Source organism: Bradyrhizobium sp. 14AA (assembly GCF_054185205.1).
In genome coordinates this window covers 1-18013 of record NZ_JAVAYM010000055.1, presented here as the reverse complement: position 1 = coordinate 18013, position 18013 = coordinate 1, and the positions used below count along the sequence as shown (strand labels likewise).

Genomic DNA, 18013 nt, shown 5'->3' with positions numbered 1-18013 from the left:
CCTTGAAATGGGCGTGAACCACATATGGAGCCGGGGCTTTTGCCGTCCGCGTATGTGGCAACAGTACGGTGACAATTATCGAGGCGTCTGCATGGTCTACGATCGCCAAGCGCTCGATGACGCGATAAACATCTCAAAACCAGCAGATTCACTAATCGGGATAGGAAGGGTCCATTACGGCGACATCCCGCGCGTATTCAAGCTCGGTTACCAATACCACCCGTTCCTGATGGACTGTGATCGAGTGCGCGAGGTGGGATTAAAGCAGGCCATCCAAGAACACATCGTCAGGCACGGCAAACTCCTATTCTTCCAAAAGGCGTCTGATTGGCAGAGTGAGAAAGAGTACAGGTGGCTCATCTGGGACAACATGCACAAGGAACACTTCTTCGAGGTCGGCCGCGCCTTGAAAGGCGTAATCCTTGGATCGAATATTCATCCAAAGCACATGGACAAGATCGAGCGACTTTGCGCTGCTCATAGGATCATCCCGAAGCAACTCACTTGGCGCAACGGTGCGCCCGATATAGGAATGCGCGTGCCGGTTGACATCGGAGAGAATGGTCGTCGCATTCGCAAACGGCGGATCGACCCGAAGAAGTGACGCAGCATTTTTCCGCGTGGTCAACCGGTACGTCGGCAGCTCGCAGCCGATGCTGAGCGCCTTCGACATTTTACCTAATGCAGCCTCCGATGTGGAGGATGAACCTCAATCATCTCCTCCAACCGCTGCTCAAGCCGCTCGTTCAACAGCAACAGCGCTCTGAGCGCATCGCGCAGATCGCCGTCGCAAGCGGCGACGATCTCATCGACCGCTAGCTCGTATTGATCAAGAGCAGAGTTGGTGCGTTGGCGTGGCATACGAACAACATCCAAACAGAAACTTTAGTTGAGCGTGGCATTACACGAGCATTTTCCCCGCAATTCACAAGCAGCACACGTTGTCCCAAAGCCGCAAGCTGCGCGACCATTGTCGGTGCCAAGCAGGTTCGTTGACGTGACCAAGGCGCATTTCATTCTTGCTTCAATTAATAAATCGCGGGGGCAGAAATTGTTTGATGTCTATCGCAACGGGACGCGTGACCTGCTCGTTCTAAGTTTAGGCTCGCCGATACCGGCAGCTTACTCCAGCAAAAGATGGCGCAAGAGTAGAAGACGCATTCTGAAGGTCAGCGATGAGATCAAATCAGCCGTTCAGCGACACGGCTACTACGTTCGCAGATTGCAGGTCATCAAGGAGCGGATGGTCTAGGTCGAGCGCGAGCCTGCGACACTCTTTCATAACGGCATCTCTTCGCAGATCGTGCCCAGCAGCCGTCAAATCGAACCCTACGATTAGACTGAGCCGCCTTAACGTCAGGAGGGCAAGAGGGTCGCACAGCTCAGTGGAAAGTCGTGCTCCCAATACAGCAATGGTGCGCTGTTCATCGCTATCGAGATCAGCCCATGAGATGTCCATCACGCGGCTCCGCGCCAAAGAATTACTCAAAACCCAAATGCGCGCCCAATTTGCCGTAGCATATCCGTGGCCGCGTCGGTGTACCGACCGTTGGTTAGATATTGATCCAGCTGCGCTGTGCTAATCAGCGCCACAACTGCCACCGTGAAGCCCTTAAACATTTGGCCTCTCCTGAAAGAGACCGCCAACCGGGCGTGTCGAAAAATGTACCCGTTCTTAGAATGCGCTGCCGCATATCGCGGCCTAATATGCAAATGGTGACATTGACCTCTCACCAATTCCTTAACGGGCGCGATAACCCGGTTCGTGCGTAGGGGAATGCAGACTTCTAATTGTCTTTAGCTGAAGTGCGGTGGGATTGCCGGAACGTTGACAGGGAGCAACGACAGTGCTCGCCGCCGACACGGCGAGCACCCCAGCACAATCAGCCAGATCCGCAACCGTCTGATTCCAAATTTGGCGCCTATCGCTACTTGTGAGTGCCGTACTGGTTTCCAGTGCTCGGGTTCGAATAGGTGCCGCCCTTGTGAGACGATCCCGATCCGCCCGTGTAGGAGCCCCCGTGGCTAGAAGTGTGCGAGCCTCCTCCATAGGACACGCGGCCACCACTGCCACCCCGAGCTTCAGCAAACGTCGTTGAACACATCATTGCTACGGCGAGTATTACTAGCTTTTTCAAAACACCTCTCCTTGACCGTCTGATTGACGATGGGGTTTCATGCTTAGACAAGAGCCCGATTGACAAGGCGGAACTCATTCGCACGCACACGACTAAGGTCTATAGCCTTCAGTTTATGGCGTTTGTTGAAATCGCGCGCTGGTTGCGCTTTTATTCGTCAGGGCTTGGGAAAGAATGCGATGCGCAAATTGGGCGTTGCGGTGCTTTGCGCCGCGTTGGGCGGCTGTGTGGCGAACAGCGAAACGGTCCAATTTCGACCCTCAAACCCACAACAGCAAGCGCTGACGCGAGACGGGCAAGCAGCTCTTGTCTCTCGTCAGAAGAGTTCGCTTGTACTGGTGCGCCCTGCATCGCGCCAAGTGCGGGCAAATGGACGGCCTGTCTTCGTTGTCGCGATTAACAACCTGAGCAAGGCTCCCGTAGATTTCCGGGTGTCCCAAGTTGAAGCTACTCAGCATGTGGCCGGGTCGGACTACGGCATGCAGGTGGTGACCTACGAGATGTTGGTTCAGGAGGAGAAGAACCGACAAGTCGCTGCGGCCGTTTTTACTGGCTTAGCCGCCGCAGGGAACGCCTATAGCGCGTCTCAGGCTGGTTACGGCCACTACACGACGCCAAGCGGCCGAACGGGCACGTTCTACAGCCCTACTGCTGCTGTTATCGCGCAGAGCAACGCGACTGCGCAGAATGAAGCGATGATCGCCGCTACGGTCGAGGCCGGGCAGAGAAACATGGCCGTCCTTGAGCAATCCGTTATCAAGGACAACACCCTTATGTCCAGCGAGTGGTATGGCGGGCAACTGCATCTCGCGCCACCCGTCGCTAGTGAGAGCGGAGCGCCGAAGACTTACACCATCGTCATCACGGTTGGGACTGATCGGCATGTGATCGACATCGCGCAAGGACCGGCTGGAGCTTGAGATCGATGCTTGGGAGGAAGCAGCCGCCCCCGGGAAAACACAGGGTTGGAAGCTCCAAAGGTGTAGGCCGGCGCGTCCACAGCTTGCGGCTTCACTCAGCCTTCGCTTGAATGCCCATTATGCGGGCCGGGATTTTCATCATTCTTCTGTGCCTCACAGCTTATGGAGCTTACTCCATTGGCCGTCAGGACGGGCGGACGGCTAACACTGCGTCCGCGACCGCAGCACAGCCAGCCAATACCGTTGCAAATCCGTTCGCGCTCTCCTCGGTCCCGAGCAACGTATCACAGCTGCCCCCCAAGATTGTCCCGTCCGACCCCACTGTAGCCACCGCCACACCATCAAAGACGCCGCAAGAGCCAAGGCCACAGCAGCCCGATCCAAAGCGCAAGGTCGAAGTCGCGCTGACGGCCGCAACCATTACCGCGATCCTGATTAAGGCCAGCCGAGATCAATATCATGCAAGGGGGAGGCCGTGCGCCTGTCCGGATGACCTGATGCGCAATGGTCGATCATGCGGCGGGAGAAGCGCGTACTCGCGGCCCGGGGGCGCGGCGCCTTTGTGTTACCCAAGTGACGTCACAGCCGCGATGGTTGAGGACTACCGGAAAACCATCGCGCGGCGCTAACAGACGTCGTGCGCCCAAGGAGAGCTAAGATGAGAATGATCTTGGTTGCGATCGCTTTCATCGTCGGCGCCAGCGCCGTGCGTGTAGAGGCGAATGAAGTCGAAGGTTTTCGTCTCGGAATGTCAATGCAACAGGTGTCACAACTGGCGCTCGAAAAGGGTTACAAATTTAGCAATCCGATCAAAAGCAGTGAAAAATGGATGTCATACCTTCTTATGAAGGACGGTCCAAACCTTTCGTTTTGCGGCGATGTCCTTAGTTCGGTCGGCAAATCATACGAGAGCAATCTGCACGAGTTTGCGAATTTGCTGACACGATGGAAGTCATCTCTGGGCGAGCCAGAGGTGGAGGCGACCCAAGACTACGTAAGCGGCTCTCAGTTAAGCAAGCTGCGATACATATGGTTGGGTGAAGATAACGTCAGGCGCGATATCAGCTTCTGGCAGTACAGCTCACAACCCCCGCAAATTTCGTTCGGCTATTCCTACGTCAAACACCCGTGCAGCGCTGGAGTTAAAAGCCGCTAGGTAGAGCCGTTTAGCCGACCGATGCAAACTCTCGGCGGGTGGGCGCGCTCATACTTGTCCGACTTGGAAGGGACGCATGCGCCCGTAGTGGGGCGCGGTTTATCGCTCCTCATTTCTTGCGCGCGCAATCAGAACACTCCGCCTCTTCTGGTGCTTGCCTGCGCGCTCCGGTTGTGTCATTTTTGGTAAAGATTACGTTAACTTATTAAACCAGGTGCAATTTTTGCGGAAGCCGCCCGATGAGACTACCGGTCACCCCGTGGATTTCCCGTACTGACCAATACGAGCAGGTTCGAACGGTTAGGTTCTCAAACCTGAAATTCTATCGAGCAGTCCGTGGGACATAATCGAGTACAGGAACTGAAATACCGAGTGACGTGTCCGACCAGCATTTGGAACGCGCTGTGTACAGCATACTTTCGAAGAGTTCATTCTTCTTGGCGATATTGGGGATTGTAATTGGGCTGTCTCTTCTTCGCGTCCCGAATAGGAAAGCGACGGCTAAGGCTCTGGTGATCGGCTGTTTCATTCTTGCGCTCGCTTCGTGCGAATACAACAGGATTGCCGCAGATCGCAAAGAGCAGCAGGAAGCTGAGCTACATGGCTACAAGGACATGGGCGAGTGGAAGGCAGCGCAACAGCAACTGGCCCTCATCAAGCGTCAATTGGAGAGTATTGGCGAACGCAAGGCCGCTGAGGAACGTGAGCGACTGCGCCAAGAGCAAAAGAAAGAAGAAGAGGCTCGTAATTTACGGAACGAGCAGCAATGTGCGATCGAGTTGAAGTGCTCCGGCGATAAGCTTTTATCGTTCGCCACTACGCATTGCCCACGCTATATAGAACGACTAGCCAAAAACGACTTTCTATGGACCGATGGCTGGCTCGACAGCAAATTTAGTGAATACAGATGGGTCGACAATTCTCATCGAGCAATCACATTCATTGGCGACAAAATCAAATACCAAAATGGCTTCGGCGCATGGACGTTTCACATTTACGAATGTGATGTTGATTTAGACCGAAAATCCGTAACCGATGTTAGAGCGCATCCGGGAAGACTGGAGCCCTAGTCAGCAGAAAACGCCGTTGAGGATTTCAATATGCCGAAATGCGCATCGTTTGTTGCCGCGGTTATCGTTGCTGCTCTGGCAGCTGTTTCGACAGCCTCGGGTCAATCCGTAACTCCTGATGACTGCCGTGACATGAGCAAAGCGCTATCCAGCTTGCCCCCAGCGCTGGACACAGTGGAAACCAGTATCGCAAAGCTCGATCTGGTGATGAAGGACAAGATGTTGCCGCGAGCATCGGGTGAACTTAAGGCAGCCATCGGTCCAGAACTTGAAGCGCAGCAAAGTTTTCTCTCCGCCGCCAAGAAGTATAAGTTGAGCTTGAACGTACTTATTGAGCAACTGCGACGCTGCGCTGATACAAACGCAGCAGCAGACACAAGGGTCTCTGACGTAGGTGCAAGCTCTTTGCCGCCGGAGATACCGCAAAAAAACGGGGCACTGTCAGCCCCCCAAACTTTGAATGCGCCGGTGACAGCTCGATCCGCCGCTTCAAATGGCGATCAAAAGCCTACCGGGAATTCGGCTCATGATCGTGTAGTCCGCCTGTCAAAGGCCGAACAGGCTGCGCTACTAGGGAGAGCGGTGCCTTGCACTGGGGCTGACGCGTTCTTCATGGGAATGGGGCCAGAAGGAGAAGCCTTTTGGAGTTTGCGGTGCGCAGACGGGAAGAGCTTCGCGGTCTCGCTTGCCGTCAAGATAGCTGATAGCCGGGTAGTTGAGTGCTCTGTCTTGGCCGCTGTGGGAGCTGGACCATGCTTCAGGAAGTTTCCCGGCCAATAATCCTGCGACACAAACATGGGCTGCCGCTGCGTCCCTCAGCACCTCGTATTGGAGATTGCTCACGTGATGATCGGAAAAGTGGCGAGGCAGCCATCTGCAAGCGGCTCAAATTCCTTCCCTGAAGCGAGCTGCATTTAGATCGATCTTGCGCCAGTCAGCCCGGCGCCTCTGCTCGTTCGCCAACGCCTTGCGCGTCACCACGTCAGAAATGATCTCATCGATCTCTCTCGCCGCCCGGCGCAGTGAGCGCCGGACGGCAGCAAACTTCAAACGACTAGCCCTGCCGTCTACTGCGTTCCACTTTTTGGTTCAGGAAACAGTTCGATCTCGCCCGCACTGTAGACAGGCATGCCCTCAGGGTGTTCGTCAACAACCTGAAAAGCAGGATCAAGCGAAATCCACTTGCTGGCCTCGGTTGTGCCCGGATGACCACGATATGCGATGCGAGCGCCATCCATCACCAGATAGAGTTCATCGTGCCCGGTCTCGCTATGGCTGGCGCTAACTGCCTCCATAAACAATTTCGGCGGGCTTGCTTGCGACAGCTTTTCTTGCCCTCGGCGTTTCTGTCCGTTCATTTTGATATGCCTTTAATTTTGGTTTCGGTGACTGGACGCCGAAGTAATAATCTCCATCAAATGAGCGTTCGAGCAAGCCCACTCCGGGGCAAAATGCGACCGCGCGCTGAACTCGCAATTGCACTTCCCCGTTGGATTGCAAGATCGTCTTCTGATCTGTCTGCGATCGCAGCACTTTCGCAATTGCAAGAAAATGTCAGTGTTTTGGAAAATATTCTTTCTCGCGAAGACTGCGCCGCGAATTTCTCGGGATTAATTCGAACCGCCCCATCTCCATCAGATGGCGACGCCGTCGCCGCGACAAATTACCGTTCCCCGAAAAGCGGCGGCTTGCTCAAGAGCGCGCTGCCACTGCTCTCGGCGCCCTTTCTCAATTGCCATCGCCTTGCGGCTCACCACGTCGGAAATAACCTCATCAATCTCTCTTCCATCCAACGTCCGCTTGATACGCAGAACCGTGGACAACACCATCAAAACATCGCCGTAAGGCGCCAATAGATCACGGGCAACAACACCGCAGTGCACGAGAAACGTCTCGATTGCCTCATCGCTAGAGCAGATCAGCAACGCCAGCTCACGGGCCTGCCGAAGATCATCAGTCGGCTCGCAGGGCTCAGCTTCCAGCAACAGGCGCTCGGCGGCGCGACCGGCGACGAACTCGATGCATTTGGCGTAGACGCTGCCGAAGACATCGGCCAGCGGGCGGCGGTCCTCGCCCGCTTTAGGCATGATCGGACTGATCGCAGCCCGAACATCCGATGCATCGCCACGCCCCTCGCTGAAAGCCTCTGAATGACCAACACCCCAGCACAAGCCCTCGGAGCCATGGATCGGGTCCGGGTTCACAGTGACGCCACCAACCTCGTGCCCCAGCAATCGTGCGCAGATTGCATGACCAGCTTCGTGCACGGCGATCCGTTGATCCTGCTCTTCGGTCCGGCCGAGCGCTGCCAGCAGATCATCGTACTCGTCCGGTGGCTCATCAGGGCCGCCGCCAGACGCCGCAACGACCATTCCAGCGTCGGCGGCGGCCCCAGTTCCGGGAGAACAGGTCGCATCCTCAGCAAAACCATCCTCAACCGGGCATCCATCAGACATGACCGATAACCTTCAATTGACGTGCGACCATCCGCGCGCGGATAGCGGCAACGCGAGCGTCGGCAAGTTGGGGCATCGCGCGCGCGATGATCTCGGCAACGCGGGCCGGAACGCCGTTTTTGTTTTGGGGATTATCGACGACCCAGCCATCAATTCGACTGATAATTTTGTGCGGCTGCCAGCCGGGTGGCGCTGATTTCATGTGCGCGACAACTCGATTTGGATGGTGCGCGCTTCAGCGCTACGGTCGATGACCTTGAAGTTCGCTTCGTTGAGCGCCGGATCGCCGGTTGTTGCGCGCACGGGATCATTGACTGCATCAAGGTCGATGACATCCGCCGCTTTCGGATCGAAGTCGCCGCCACGCATGCCGCGAAGGTGGGCGCGACGCGGATCGGTCAACGGAACTGCAATGGCGCGATCCAGTGCGCGCTGAGCAGTCGCCACCAACATCGTAGCGTCCTCCCACTGACCAGCAAAACGCTTGCGACCGTCGCCGTCGCGATGGTGGGCGCTGCGCAGCATAAAGACCGTCATTGTCGGTTCGGTCTCGGTTGCCACCTCGGCGCGCAACGGGATCGGCTCGCCGGGGATGGGCAGACGACCATGCCGGATTGCGTCGGGCATCGTTTTCAGCTCCGCGAGCGCGAAATTTGACGCAACTTCGATCTGGCCCGACGTATTCTGCACGTAACCCGCTATCTGGCTGCTTTCGACGTGCGAGTGAGCGATCTCTGACAGGGCATTGGAAAGAAGGCGGGAATGCTCAAGGTAACCCGGCAATACCGCCTCGATGGCCGCAACCTGCTTAGCCAATTTCTCTGCGGCCGCCGCGCGCATGATGCGCTCGCGTTCGGCGGCGAGCTGGCGTTCAGCTTCAGCCTTCTGACGGATCAGGGCAGCGAGAGCATCATCGATGCCCGCCAATGCCGACGTTGCGGCATCGACGGCCGCCTGCACTTTGTCGAGCGCACGCTGGTCTTCGAGGTCACCCGACAAGAGCGCCTGTTGACGGGTCACAGTCGCGGTGTCCAAAGCGCTTTTAGCGATGATACGCTTTGCTGCGAGCTGCTCGCCGCGCTTCGTGAGCGAGGCGATGGTGATTTCAAATTGCTGCATGGGAGCTTTGCGGAATGGGTTCTTCATCCGGGCAGTCTACGCCAGAGCCGCGCCATTTGCGTATGCAGCATGTGGAGCGCTCCACACTCCGTGCAGATTGTTGTGGTGCGCGCCGTACTAAGGACGCTTATTGAGGGCCTGCGTCGCGCGGTTTAGCTCCTGCATACGCAGCGCCATGTCGATCCACCTTGCAGAGCCAACTTTACTAGCTCAGCGGGCTGGCTCGAAAAAGGGGCGAGACACGGATAGTCCGACGCGAGCGGAGGCGGCTGTATAGGAGTAACGAACCGTGTCCCTACCGAGCGTATCACTTCATCCCGTTTGTCCAGAGCGCCTTGAGCGCTTCGAGGTAAGTCACGCAATTCTCCGCTCGCCATGTCACCGCTGAAGTTCCGAAAAGCGCATGGATCCCGTTGGCGCATTTGAACTGTGAGCGGTCAGCCGAATTGAGATAGTTGTAGGTGCTTACGAAAGTGTCTTCGAAGCTGGTGCCAAATCTGTCGTTTGGCACGTTGTGCAGCATACCCTCGATGAAATATGACGGTGCCACGCCTTCAGCTAGTTTATTCCGTTCAATCATATAGTTGCGCATGTTCTTATAGATGCGCACCGTAGGCTTGAACCACGACTTAGTGTTTTGGTGTTTGGTTGTGCAATTATCCGAATGCTGTTTCGGAAAATTGACAATCTCTGTGCCGTCTTGCAGGTAGAAGCAGATGCCGGAAGCGTAGCTCTGATCCAGAGCATTGTTAAAGCGATAATAGTAGCGGTATTGAATAGCGGGCAACACGTCGCATTCCCGGCGGTTTTGACCAGCCGGTATGTAGATTGCTTTCTTTCCCGCTCGAACACTGGTTCCGTATTTTGATGTCAGCCACCTCAATACGTCATTCTTGTATTGGGAGTACGAGTAAGGTGCTGAGCCGACGTATGTCCTCTCGAAGGCTTGATACTGATCGGCGGAGAGCGTTGCCGCATCGTGCGCAAATGTTGCTGAGATAAGCGCGACAACATCCACATCGCTATCTCGAGCGACATTAGTGTCATTGCCATATGATCCTTGCAGAAAAACCTCTGGGTCTTTCCCAGCATATGGCGCGGCCTTGTCTTCAAGAATGTTTTTTACTGCAGCATAAGTGTCACGCGACGGACCGGGCGCGCCCTGTTTGGACCAAGTATCAAGCTGACCTTCGGTAATGGGCACGTGAAACCTCCTAAGTTAGAAATTGCTTGAGCTGTGCTTCCCGCTCGCGTGCTGCATCGCGTCCTCGGCTCCATAACTTCCCGAGCTTTTCCATGTTCGACTCGAGCATGTCAGTTGCCATTTCAGGATGGGTGTATTTCGTGTTGATACGGATCACCGGCACCTCACGGAACAGCACACGACAGAGTTGGTCCATCGACTGCGTATTGATCTCCAAGAGCTTCTGGGAGAATTTCACGGTTGGCAATTTGCTCAGCCACTTCCGCGGGCTAGTAGCTGGCAGAGTAGGCGGGGGGTACTCGCCAACACCAACACTTACGACACGGAGGGTCTCGCGCGAGTTACCGAGCGCCTCCGTCGCGTCAGCGATGGCGTAGAGCGTGGGATTGTTGGCGACAAAGCCGCCATCCCTGACTTCGACGCGATCACCGCGAGCGGTCGTCACGATCTTCCTGAGGAAGAAAGGGTAGGCCGAGCATGATCCAATAACGGCATCGGCAATTGTGCAACCGAAGCCGGGCTCGAACGATCCCGCACCAGTAAAGGACTGACCGGGGTTCGTCTTGAAGATCATGGGACGATCATCTTCCCAGCGCGTCCCTACGATCCCCATATCAGTCTTGAAGGCGTCGAAACGACGGTCCCCAAAAACTTCTTTTGCAAGGGCAGCGAGCGCCGCGGTCTTCTTGTGCGGCAGGAGTTGACCCATAACCTCCACAACCCGATGCCGATACAGAGTTTCGATCTCGTCTACTGAACTGTTCAGCCCAAGGAGGGCAGCAATAATGGCTCCAGTGCTGGTGCCATAAATGAGATCGAACTTCTCGCAGAGCGGCACGCCTAGCAGGGCCTCTATCTCCTTAAGAACGCCGAGCGTGTAGAAGCCCTTGGCGCCTCCACCATCAAGGCTCAACACCCTATAGGGCTCTTGTGCCGGTACGCCTGTCATTGCTGCTCGCGGTTGCGCGTGACGAATCACGCAACGGATGCTAGCAATTTGGCGGTGCGGCAGGCACTTTCACGTTGGCTGTGCCCGATTTCCACAACGAGATAGTTAATTCCATTCCACTTGCCCCCGGAAGACGGCTTTAACAGTCAGCCGAGAGAGGTATCGTCGCCCCGCCTTTCTCACTTGCCTCACTCCTGCGGCTCCGACCAAATCGGCCACAATTCCTGAAACCGGTTCTTGGCCTTCACGCGGGCGTGCAGTCCACCTTGATACTTTTCGACATAGTCGAGCAGCCGCTCGGTACCGATCAGCCATGTTGCCCGCTTCAAGCCAAGCGGCGCGCCCCGACGTTCGGCATCAGCGAGCCACCGATAGCACGTCTGATCACTGATCTCGCAAACGGCGGCCGCCTGCGGGACGGTCAGAAGTCCCCCGTTGGAAATGCTATCGATCACGTCATCGGCACGCTCAAGTCGGCGCAACCGGTCCGCAAACCGGTCCAGCTCGGCCGCGAGCGCTCTCGGATCATCGGCCATCAGATCGTCACCTCCTCATATTCTACGCAGGCATGCGCCCCGCCAATGGCAACCCCGGTTTTAAATTTCTAGCCGTGGTCAACCCCAGCGGCTTCGCGACCGCCGCATTGGGTGGCGGCTGTGAAGAACCTATTGAACGGCGCGGCCGTCTCCGGAGGCCCGTGTGGGCTTAGGTAGCGACCCCGATCTGTCGCCAATGTCCCTTGCGCACGCGATGCAACAATAGCGAGGCGAGACAGGGGAGAAGAGAAAGACGCGAAATTGTATTTTATGTCTCACACGCGCAAGGGACATTGGTGACAACCCGTTTGGTTCACTGCTGCGCAGTTCGTGACCGCTTTGATAATTGTCACCAATGTCCCTTGCGCGCGCGCGAGATCGCGACGCGTGACGTTCGCTCCGGGGACATCCGTTCGTGCTTCCCGCGTTCACGTTTCAATATCTCCCTTGCCAAGCGCATTGACGATGGTCTGGCGAGCTTCCGCGCGCCGAGCGGCCTCCGCCTTGGCACGCTCAGCAAACTTCTCGTGTACTGTCGGATTGACTAGCCAGCGCGCCGGAGCGCCACGGACCTGAGAAGAACCACGCTCAAGCCAGCCAAAAGCCTCCAAACGCTCGAAGATCGCCAACCCCTCTTCTGGTGCGAGCCGCCGCATGGCCCGATCACCCCGCATAAGGTCACGGTTAGTGATCTTCGTCAGACCATGAGACAGAATGTATCCCGCAACCGCCGTCAGGCGATCATGGTCGTTTGAGTAACCAAGCACCGTCGTGTAGAAGGCCATCGCGTGAGGCAACAGGAAGCCATGCAGGAATGCACCGACGCGCTTGGCCGTTGCCTCCGTAATCACAGGGGGCACATCCCCAAAGCCCACCATATTCTCGATGCAGTGCCAAATGACGCACAACCGCGCGAAGATGCCATCGTACTTGCCGATGTGGGCCGCGAGCTTACGATGAACGCATTCGAGAGACTGCAACTCAAGATGCTTGAGTTCCAGCTCCTGCCGATAACACTGAGCGCCGTCATCGAAGCGCAGGGTCATATTGGCGAGGCAGTTCAAGTGACGAACTAACGTCTCGTATTCTGCCACGACTGGAGACGCCACCTCATCTCGTCCTGCCACAGCGGGCGTGAGCAAAATCGGCAGCAACCGCTGCAATAAACCATCATCGACACTGTCATTGGCAATCTGCCGGATGGGCTCCGGCTGGATGCCACCGATCAGGGAGATCGACAGGTTCTCGATGAACACCGCGCCGCGTCCGACCCGTTGCACCGAATAGTTGCCACCGTTGAACGCCTCCAGCCAAAAGGAACGATCTTTAGCGGAGCCGCGACCGGGGGAGTACTTGTCCATCGCGCCGAACCAGCCCGACAGTTCATCCTGATAGCACAACAGGCCGTCGGGGCTGTCCTTGAGGATGTCCTGCGCGGCTTCAATGGTGGTATCTTGGAGAATGCTCCGAACCTGCTTCGGGGGATTGGTGTTGAGCTTCTCCTCTTTCGGCAGCTTATCATAGACTGCGCGTTGGTCGGCGTAGTCACGCGCTTGATCAGCGTCGATCTTGCGGAGCGGGCGAGCCGCCGTAGCCATGATCGGGCTCTTTTTCGAACTGGGCGAGCCGACGAGAGCCACCCACAGGCGCGCGGGCTCTTTCCAACCTGTGCTGTGGCGCTTGACCTGAAGCTGAACGCTATCGGGAATTGCCGCAGCGCAGACAGCCAACGCCGACATGGCGATCCCCGACATATCGGCACCCATGTCCATGCCTTGGTCATGGGCAAAACGTTCGATGACATCCGGAAGCAAACCGCGCGGCAAAGACGGAGGATTGAAGTTGCCCCACAAGTCAACGGGATCGACCGCAATTTGCTGAGCAGTGCCACACGCGTCACCATTCTCGGCCAGCTTCGGCTCAGGTTTGCCGAAGCTTGTGCGCGTACGATTGATCAGCTCCTGAATATCGCGATCATCGACGCCACCATCACTATAGGGCGCACAAGCCAACTTGATCGCAAGATCGGACCAGCCTTTACCAACGGTACTGCCAATAAACCGCAGCATGGGCTCACGCCAGCCCTTGCCCGCAGTGACGCGGCTCTGCTTCAGCAAGGCCACCAGCTCATCATCGGTCTTGCCGCGCTTGATGCCATCACGCTGGGAGTAGTCCGAATACGGATCAGTTTCGTCACCGGACACATCGCTTCCCGTGTTCGCGCCGGAAGGCTCAAACCGAGCAAGATCATCGCGCAAGTCGATGTAGTCGCCGCCGACGACCTCGGCGCGATGATCAAGCCCCGGCTTGTTCATCACGTAGCCGAAAAAGTAAGCCTGACTGAGGACGAAGCTCTCGCTGGCGGCGACCGTTTGGGAACCGAGCTGCGCCTTCAGGAAACCGTTGAGCCGAGCAACTAGCTTGGCGCGCGCATGCGGCGGGTGCGGTTGGGAGGTCGGAACGACAATCCGCCAGCGTGGTGCCGCCGCACTGTGCGACGGCGACGTATAGACTAGTGCGCAAATGCGGATCGCTTTGATGGCAGCGACCGCGTCGTCAAACGTGATCTTCTCCTCATCATAGTCAACTTCGAGGCCGGTAATGGCGACGACATTAGCGTCATGTCGCAAGCTGCCACGGGCGCTGCGGTGCTTGCCGAATGATGCCAGCTTCAGCCAAGGCAGCTTATCTTTCTCCCGCTTGGCAGCGCTCAAAACGCGCTCGCGCAGATCGGTCAAGGTCAGTGTGTCTGTAGTGAGGCTATCGGCAGCGGCGTTCTTGAAGAACGTCACGTACACTTTTGCACCACCACCAATGTCGGTCTCGGCAGCATTGAGATTGGTCACGCCTGCGGCTCCCGAGAGAGCACGACAGTTGCGATCAGGCGCGCAGCTTCGGGCGAGAGCGCAAAACGCTGGCGCAACTTGCGCGCCTGAATCTCGATGATCTGCGGCAGGATAGGTGTTGCGGTGGCTTGCGCGCACGCGGGCGCGCTGCTATCAGTGAGCATTCTATAAATCCGTGAAATGTGAGAAAGGGAAAGGCGGCTGGCGGGCCGCCTTTTCTGCGATTACGCAGCAGTATTGCCGTTCACGCGAGAACGGCGCCAATCGGCAGCAGCCTCCCGCGAGATCAACACGCGAGTGCCGAGCTTGAACGTGGCGGGCATCAAGCCCTTCGACTTCAGCTTGTAGAAGAGCGTGCGGCTAATGCGGTAACGAGCGCAGAATTCGTCAACGCTGTAAGCGTCGGTGTCGTCCTGCTGGTTGATCATTTCGGTCTTACGGTGAGCCTGAGTAGGATGTGCCATTTTGTGCGCCCCTGTTCGTTTGAACTACGAGACACACTCAGGCACAGCTGCGTGATTTGACAAGCGAGTTACCGACAGTCTCAGAAACCACCGACAGGGTTGTGAGTTGGTCCTGACAGCTAAGAATACAAGTCGAGATTGGTGGCGATATGGTTGCTCGTCTAGTGCGACAGTGCGATCACGTTGTCACCGGCCGACAGCCGAGTGTGCAAAAGCGCTCTGCGCGAAATGTCGTCGCTGTGCTCAGTAATGTACTTCGAGTACGTGCGTTCGATCATCGTGACGCTGGTGTTGTGAAGCGACGCGACCAGTCTGATCGGAACGTTCTTCAACAGCATCCGCACGATGTTGGAATGCCTCAGTGCATAGATTGTGACCTTAGCCGGATCGAGACCGATTGCGGTCACTATGTTGTCCACGTGGCGATGATAGCGCTGGCCCGGATTTTCGCCCCAAGGGCTACCGTCGCTCTGCAAGAGCAGAGCTGCATCCTCCGCGCGGCCTTTCACGGCCTCTTTGAGCTTGGCAGCGAGCGATGGCGTGATCGGTACGCTGTAGCGCTCATGCTTCTTTTGGCTGCGGTTTCTGCCGCCGCCCTTGGCCGACTTCGGCATCATCAGCTTCGGCCGAATGGGGTGATTGTGGAAGTCGCCAACCCGTAACCGTACTACCTGCGACGGTCGCGCGCCGGTAATCGCGAGCACATCCACGAGCAGGCCGAGCTTATTGTCATCGTCATAGGCCGCGCCGACGAACTCGCGCACCTTGTCGTCGGGCAAGATGACGTTGCGCGCCTCGATGGCGTCCGGTAGCCCGGCCAGTCCGACCTCCCACGCCTGCCGGTTCTGAATGCGATCGTCATGCTGTCTCGCCAGCTCTAGCGCGGCGGCGAGACAGCGGCAGAGCCGGTTGATTGTTGCGGCCGCCATCTTGTTGAGCAGACTGTCGCGCCATTTCTTCAACTCATGTGCGGTCAGCAACTGGACTGGCTTCGCCAAAAGCATGGAAGTCAAATGCTTGCGCGGCCATTCGGCGTTGTATGGATTGGCACCGCGAGCCTTCAGATCGGTCCCGTAGGCAGTGAGTGCGGCCTCGATAATGATCGGAGCGGCGCCCGCATCGCCGCGCGCCAACTTCTTGGCGGCATCTTGGGCCTCATAGAACGTCAGCACGCTCTTGCCATCGCTGTCTTCAAAGTCGTCGGCAAGCGCGAAGCCTTTGGTCCAGTAGGCGCCGTGACCATCGCTGGCCTTAAGCACCCATGTGCCATTGGTCTTGTTGCGGCGATACATCAACGAGATGCCGCGAGCGAGCGAGGGGCCGCTGTAGGGCCTGCGGCGGATTTTCAGGCGGACGCGAGCGCTGCGGCTTTCGAGAGCGCTAAAGCTGACCTTGCGAGCCATGATCGTGTCCCCGTTCTCGCGATGTGTCGCGATCGTGTCCGCGCACGCCGATGCACGCGCACGGCATTATGGGGATAGAAGTTTCGAATAATCAATGAGTTGAAGAGTGCACCCGGGTGCGCGCACGTGCGGGGGTATGTTTATTTTTCCCCTGCGCAGGGAAGGCCGGATGTTTGGCCGCACCTGTATGCCGCTGTGCATCTGTTCTTCGCGCATTCGCGCACAGCGGACCGTGGGTGCCCAGCCGGCACCCGGTCTTCCCTGCGCCCTCTGTTTTCCGGAGGGAGCAAGACGGAAGCAAAGCTCGGGCGACATGCGCCGCGAGGATGCTAAGCTGTGTCCGCAAGTTGAATAGGATGAGCAGGATATGGATGTTGCACAGCGTATCGTCACAAACCTTCCGCTTGCTGAACTCTGGACCGACGAGGGCCCGCTTTACGCCCAGCGCGCGGAGAGGGTTGGGGAGGCCGAGATCGTGCAGCTGCTGCAGGACGGAGCGACCTTCGTCATTGCTGACGTAGGAAAGCCGTTGCGGTGGATACTGACCGCCGACCGCTTTGCTTTCTGGAAGGCTGAGTTGAAGTGTCGGCTCGTGGCTTCCGATGTCGATAGTTTTGATCTTGCCGCCTATCCCGGCAGCCATTGCTATCTGGCATCCGTATGGCGAGACGAATCTTCGTCACCGACCATTGTCTTGGAGATGTATCATTGATCGCTGCGGCTAGGAGCGGCAGCCAGACCTGCATCCTTCGAGACGCGTGTTCCGCGCTCCTCAGGATGAGGAATAGGACTTCCGCGCGCCGGCTGCCACCCCACTTGCGCCAACCCGCTGCCCTCTCGCCCGACGGAATATTTCCGCGCTTGCCAACGGGGCCACCGCGGTTCAGAAAAAAGAGCCAAGAAGAAACGCGAGCGGAGACCTGAGTTTGACCATCAAGGGCAAGGCCTACATTGCCGGGATTTTTGAACACCCGACCCGGCATGCGCCGGACAAATCTACCGCCCAGCTCCATGCCGAGGTCGCCAAGGGCGCGATCGAGGATGCCGGGCTCTCCAAGGACGACGTCGACGGCTATTTCTGCGCGGGCGATGCGCCCGGCGGCGCCTGGCCGATGGTCGACTATCTCGGCCTGAACACCAAGAAGCTGCGCCACGTCGATTCCACCGAGACCGGCGGCTGTTCCTACATCATCCATCTCGGCCACGCGGCTGAGGCGATCGCGGCGGGCAAGTGCTCGATCGCGCTGATCACGCTCGCCGGCAAGCCGCGCACCGGGGCGATGCCGCCGCGGGCGGCCGGTGCCGAGGCCGATTTCGAGTCCGCTTACGGCGCGACCACGCACAATGCCTACGGCATGTGTGCCATGCGCCACATGCACGACTATGGCACCACGAGCGAGCAACTGGCCTGGATCAAGGTCGCGGCCTCCCATCACGCGCAATACAATCCGCATGCGATGCTCAAGGACGTCGTCACCGTCGAGGACGTCCTGAACTCGCCGATGATCTCCGATCCCCTGCACCGCATGGATTGCTGCGTCGTCTCCGACGGCGGCGGCGCGCTGATCGTGACGACGCCGGAGATCGCCAAGAGCCTGAAGAAGCCGCTGGTCAAGCTGATCGGACATGGCGAGGCGATGAAGGGGCCGCGCGGCGGCAAGGATCTCGACCTCACGTACTCGGCCGGCGTCTGGTCGGGCCCGCGCGCGTTCGAGGAGGCCGGCATCACGCCGAAGGACATCAAATACGCCT

18 protein-coding genes are annotated in these 18013 nt (G+C 57.6%); 7 read left to right on the top strand and 11 right to left on the bottom strand.

The features are described from left to right. The 5 genes from RAD15_RS42800 to RAD15_RS42780 all read left to right on the top strand — a co-directional run. Positions 1-604: DUF2971 domain-containing protein (locus RAD15_RS42800; RefSeq protein ID WP_458184684.1), on the top strand; the 604-nt coding region annotated here is incomplete at its 5' end. 447 nt (positions 605-1051) lie between these two features. After that, complete coding sequence (locus RAD15_RS42795) at positions 1052-1252, top strand: hypothetical protein (RefSeq protein ID WP_458184685.1); 201 nt, start codon at positions 1052-1054, stop codon at positions 1250-1252. Positions 1253-2317: 1065 nt separating this feature from the next. Then, positions 2318-3058, top strand: coding sequence for a hypothetical protein (locus RAD15_RS42790; protein WP_458184683.1), 741 nt, complete (start codon positions 2318-2320; stop codon positions 3056-3058). A gap of 658 nt (positions 3059-3716) precedes the next feature. Further along, a complete protein-coding gene (locus tag RAD15_RS42785; RefSeq protein ID WP_458184682.1) occupies positions 3717-4214 on the top strand; it encodes a hypothetical protein in 498 nt (165 codons plus the stop codon). A gap of 377 nt (positions 4215-4591) precedes the next feature. Then, positions 4592-5284 carry a hypothetical protein gene (locus tag RAD15_RS42780; RefSeq protein WP_458184681.1) on the top strand — a complete coding sequence of 231 codons (693 nt, stop codon included), beginning with the start codon at positions 4592-4594 and terminating at the stop codon, positions 5282-5284. Positions 5285-6351: 1067 nt separating this feature from the next. On the opposite strand, the gene RAD15_RS42775 is transcribed toward RAD15_RS42780, so the two are convergent. The 11 genes from RAD15_RS42775 to RAD15_RS42725 all read right to left on the bottom strand — a co-directional run bounded on the left by RAD15_RS42775 (position 6352) and on the right by RAD15_RS42725 (position 16261). After that, positions 6352-6642, bottom strand: a complete 291-nt coding sequence (locus tag RAD15_RS42775) for a hypothetical protein (protein WP_458184680.1) — start codon at positions 6640-6642, stop codon at positions 6352-6354. 276 nt (positions 6643-6918) lie between these two features. Beyond that, complete coding sequence (locus tag RAD15_RS42770; protein ID WP_458184679.1) at positions 6919-7740, bottom strand: hypothetical protein; 822 nt, start codon at positions 7738-7740, stop codon at positions 6919-6921. Then, entirely contained in the window at positions 7733-7942 is a 210-nt protein-coding gene (locus RAD15_RS42765) for a hypothetical protein (protein ID WP_458184678.1), read from the bottom strand. The genes RAD15_RS42770 and RAD15_RS42765 overlap by 8 nt, the downstream gene beginning before the upstream one ends. Then, a complete protein-coding gene (locus RAD15_RS42760; protein WP_458184677.1) occupies positions 7939-8886 on the bottom strand; it encodes a hypothetical protein in 948 nt (315 codons plus the stop codon). Before RAD15_RS42760 ends, RAD15_RS42765 begins: the two co-directional genes overlap by 4 nt. 280 nt (positions 8887-9166) lie before the next feature. After that, positions 9167-10063, bottom strand: a complete 897-nt coding sequence (locus RAD15_RS42755; protein ID WP_458184676.1) for a nucleotidyltransferase domain-containing protein — start codon at positions 10061-10063, stop codon at positions 9167-9169. Positions 10064-10073: 10 nt separating this feature from the next. Continuing rightward, positions 10074-11012 carry a patatin-like phospholipase family protein gene (locus RAD15_RS42750; protein ID WP_458184675.1) on the bottom strand — a complete coding sequence of 313 codons (939 nt, stop codon included), beginning with the start codon at positions 11010-11012 and terminating at the stop codon, positions 10074-10076. Between the two features lie 188 nt (positions 11013-11200). Beyond that, on the bottom strand, positions 11201-11548 hold the full coding sequence (locus RAD15_RS42745; protein WP_458184674.1) for a hypothetical protein: 348 nt from the start codon (positions 11546-11548) through the stop codon (positions 11201-11203). Between the two features lie 428 nt (positions 11549-11976). Then, positions 11977-14394 carry a DUF3987 domain-containing protein gene (locus RAD15_RS42740; protein ID WP_458184673.1) on the bottom strand — a complete coding sequence of 806 codons (2418 nt, stop codon included), beginning with the start codon at positions 14392-14394 and terminating at the stop codon, positions 11977-11979. Continuing rightward, a complete protein-coding gene (locus RAD15_RS42735) occupies positions 14391-14558 on the bottom strand; it encodes a hypothetical protein (protein WP_458184672.1) in 168 nt (55 codons plus the stop codon). Before RAD15_RS42735 ends, RAD15_RS42740 begins: the two co-directional genes overlap by 4 nt. A gap of 60 nt (positions 14559-14618) precedes the next feature. Next, entirely contained in the window at positions 14619-14822 is a 204-nt protein-coding gene (locus RAD15_RS42730; protein ID WP_458184671.1) for a helix-turn-helix transcriptional regulator, read from the bottom strand. 197 nt (positions 14823-15019) lie between these two features. After that, positions 15020-16261 carry a site-specific integrase gene (locus tag RAD15_RS42725; RefSeq protein WP_458184670.1) on the bottom strand — a complete coding sequence of 414 codons (1242 nt, stop codon included), beginning with the start codon at positions 16259-16261 and terminating at the stop codon, positions 15020-15022. Between the two features lie 367 nt (positions 16262-16628). On the opposite strand from RAD15_RS42725, the gene RAD15_RS42720 reads away from it, so the two are divergent. Together RAD15_RS42720 and RAD15_RS42715 are read left to right on the top strand one after the other, a co-directional pair. Further along, the gene (locus RAD15_RS42720) at positions 16629-16973 is read left to right on the top strand and encodes a hypothetical protein (protein WP_458184669.1); all 345 of its coding nucleotides are present in this window, start codon (positions 16629-16631) and stop codon (positions 16971-16973) included. A 214-nt stretch (positions 16974-17187) separates the two neighbouring features. After that, positions 17188-18013 (top strand): thiolase domain-containing protein (locus RAD15_RS42715; protein ID WP_458184668.1); only part of this gene is annotated, 826 nt, incomplete at its 3' end.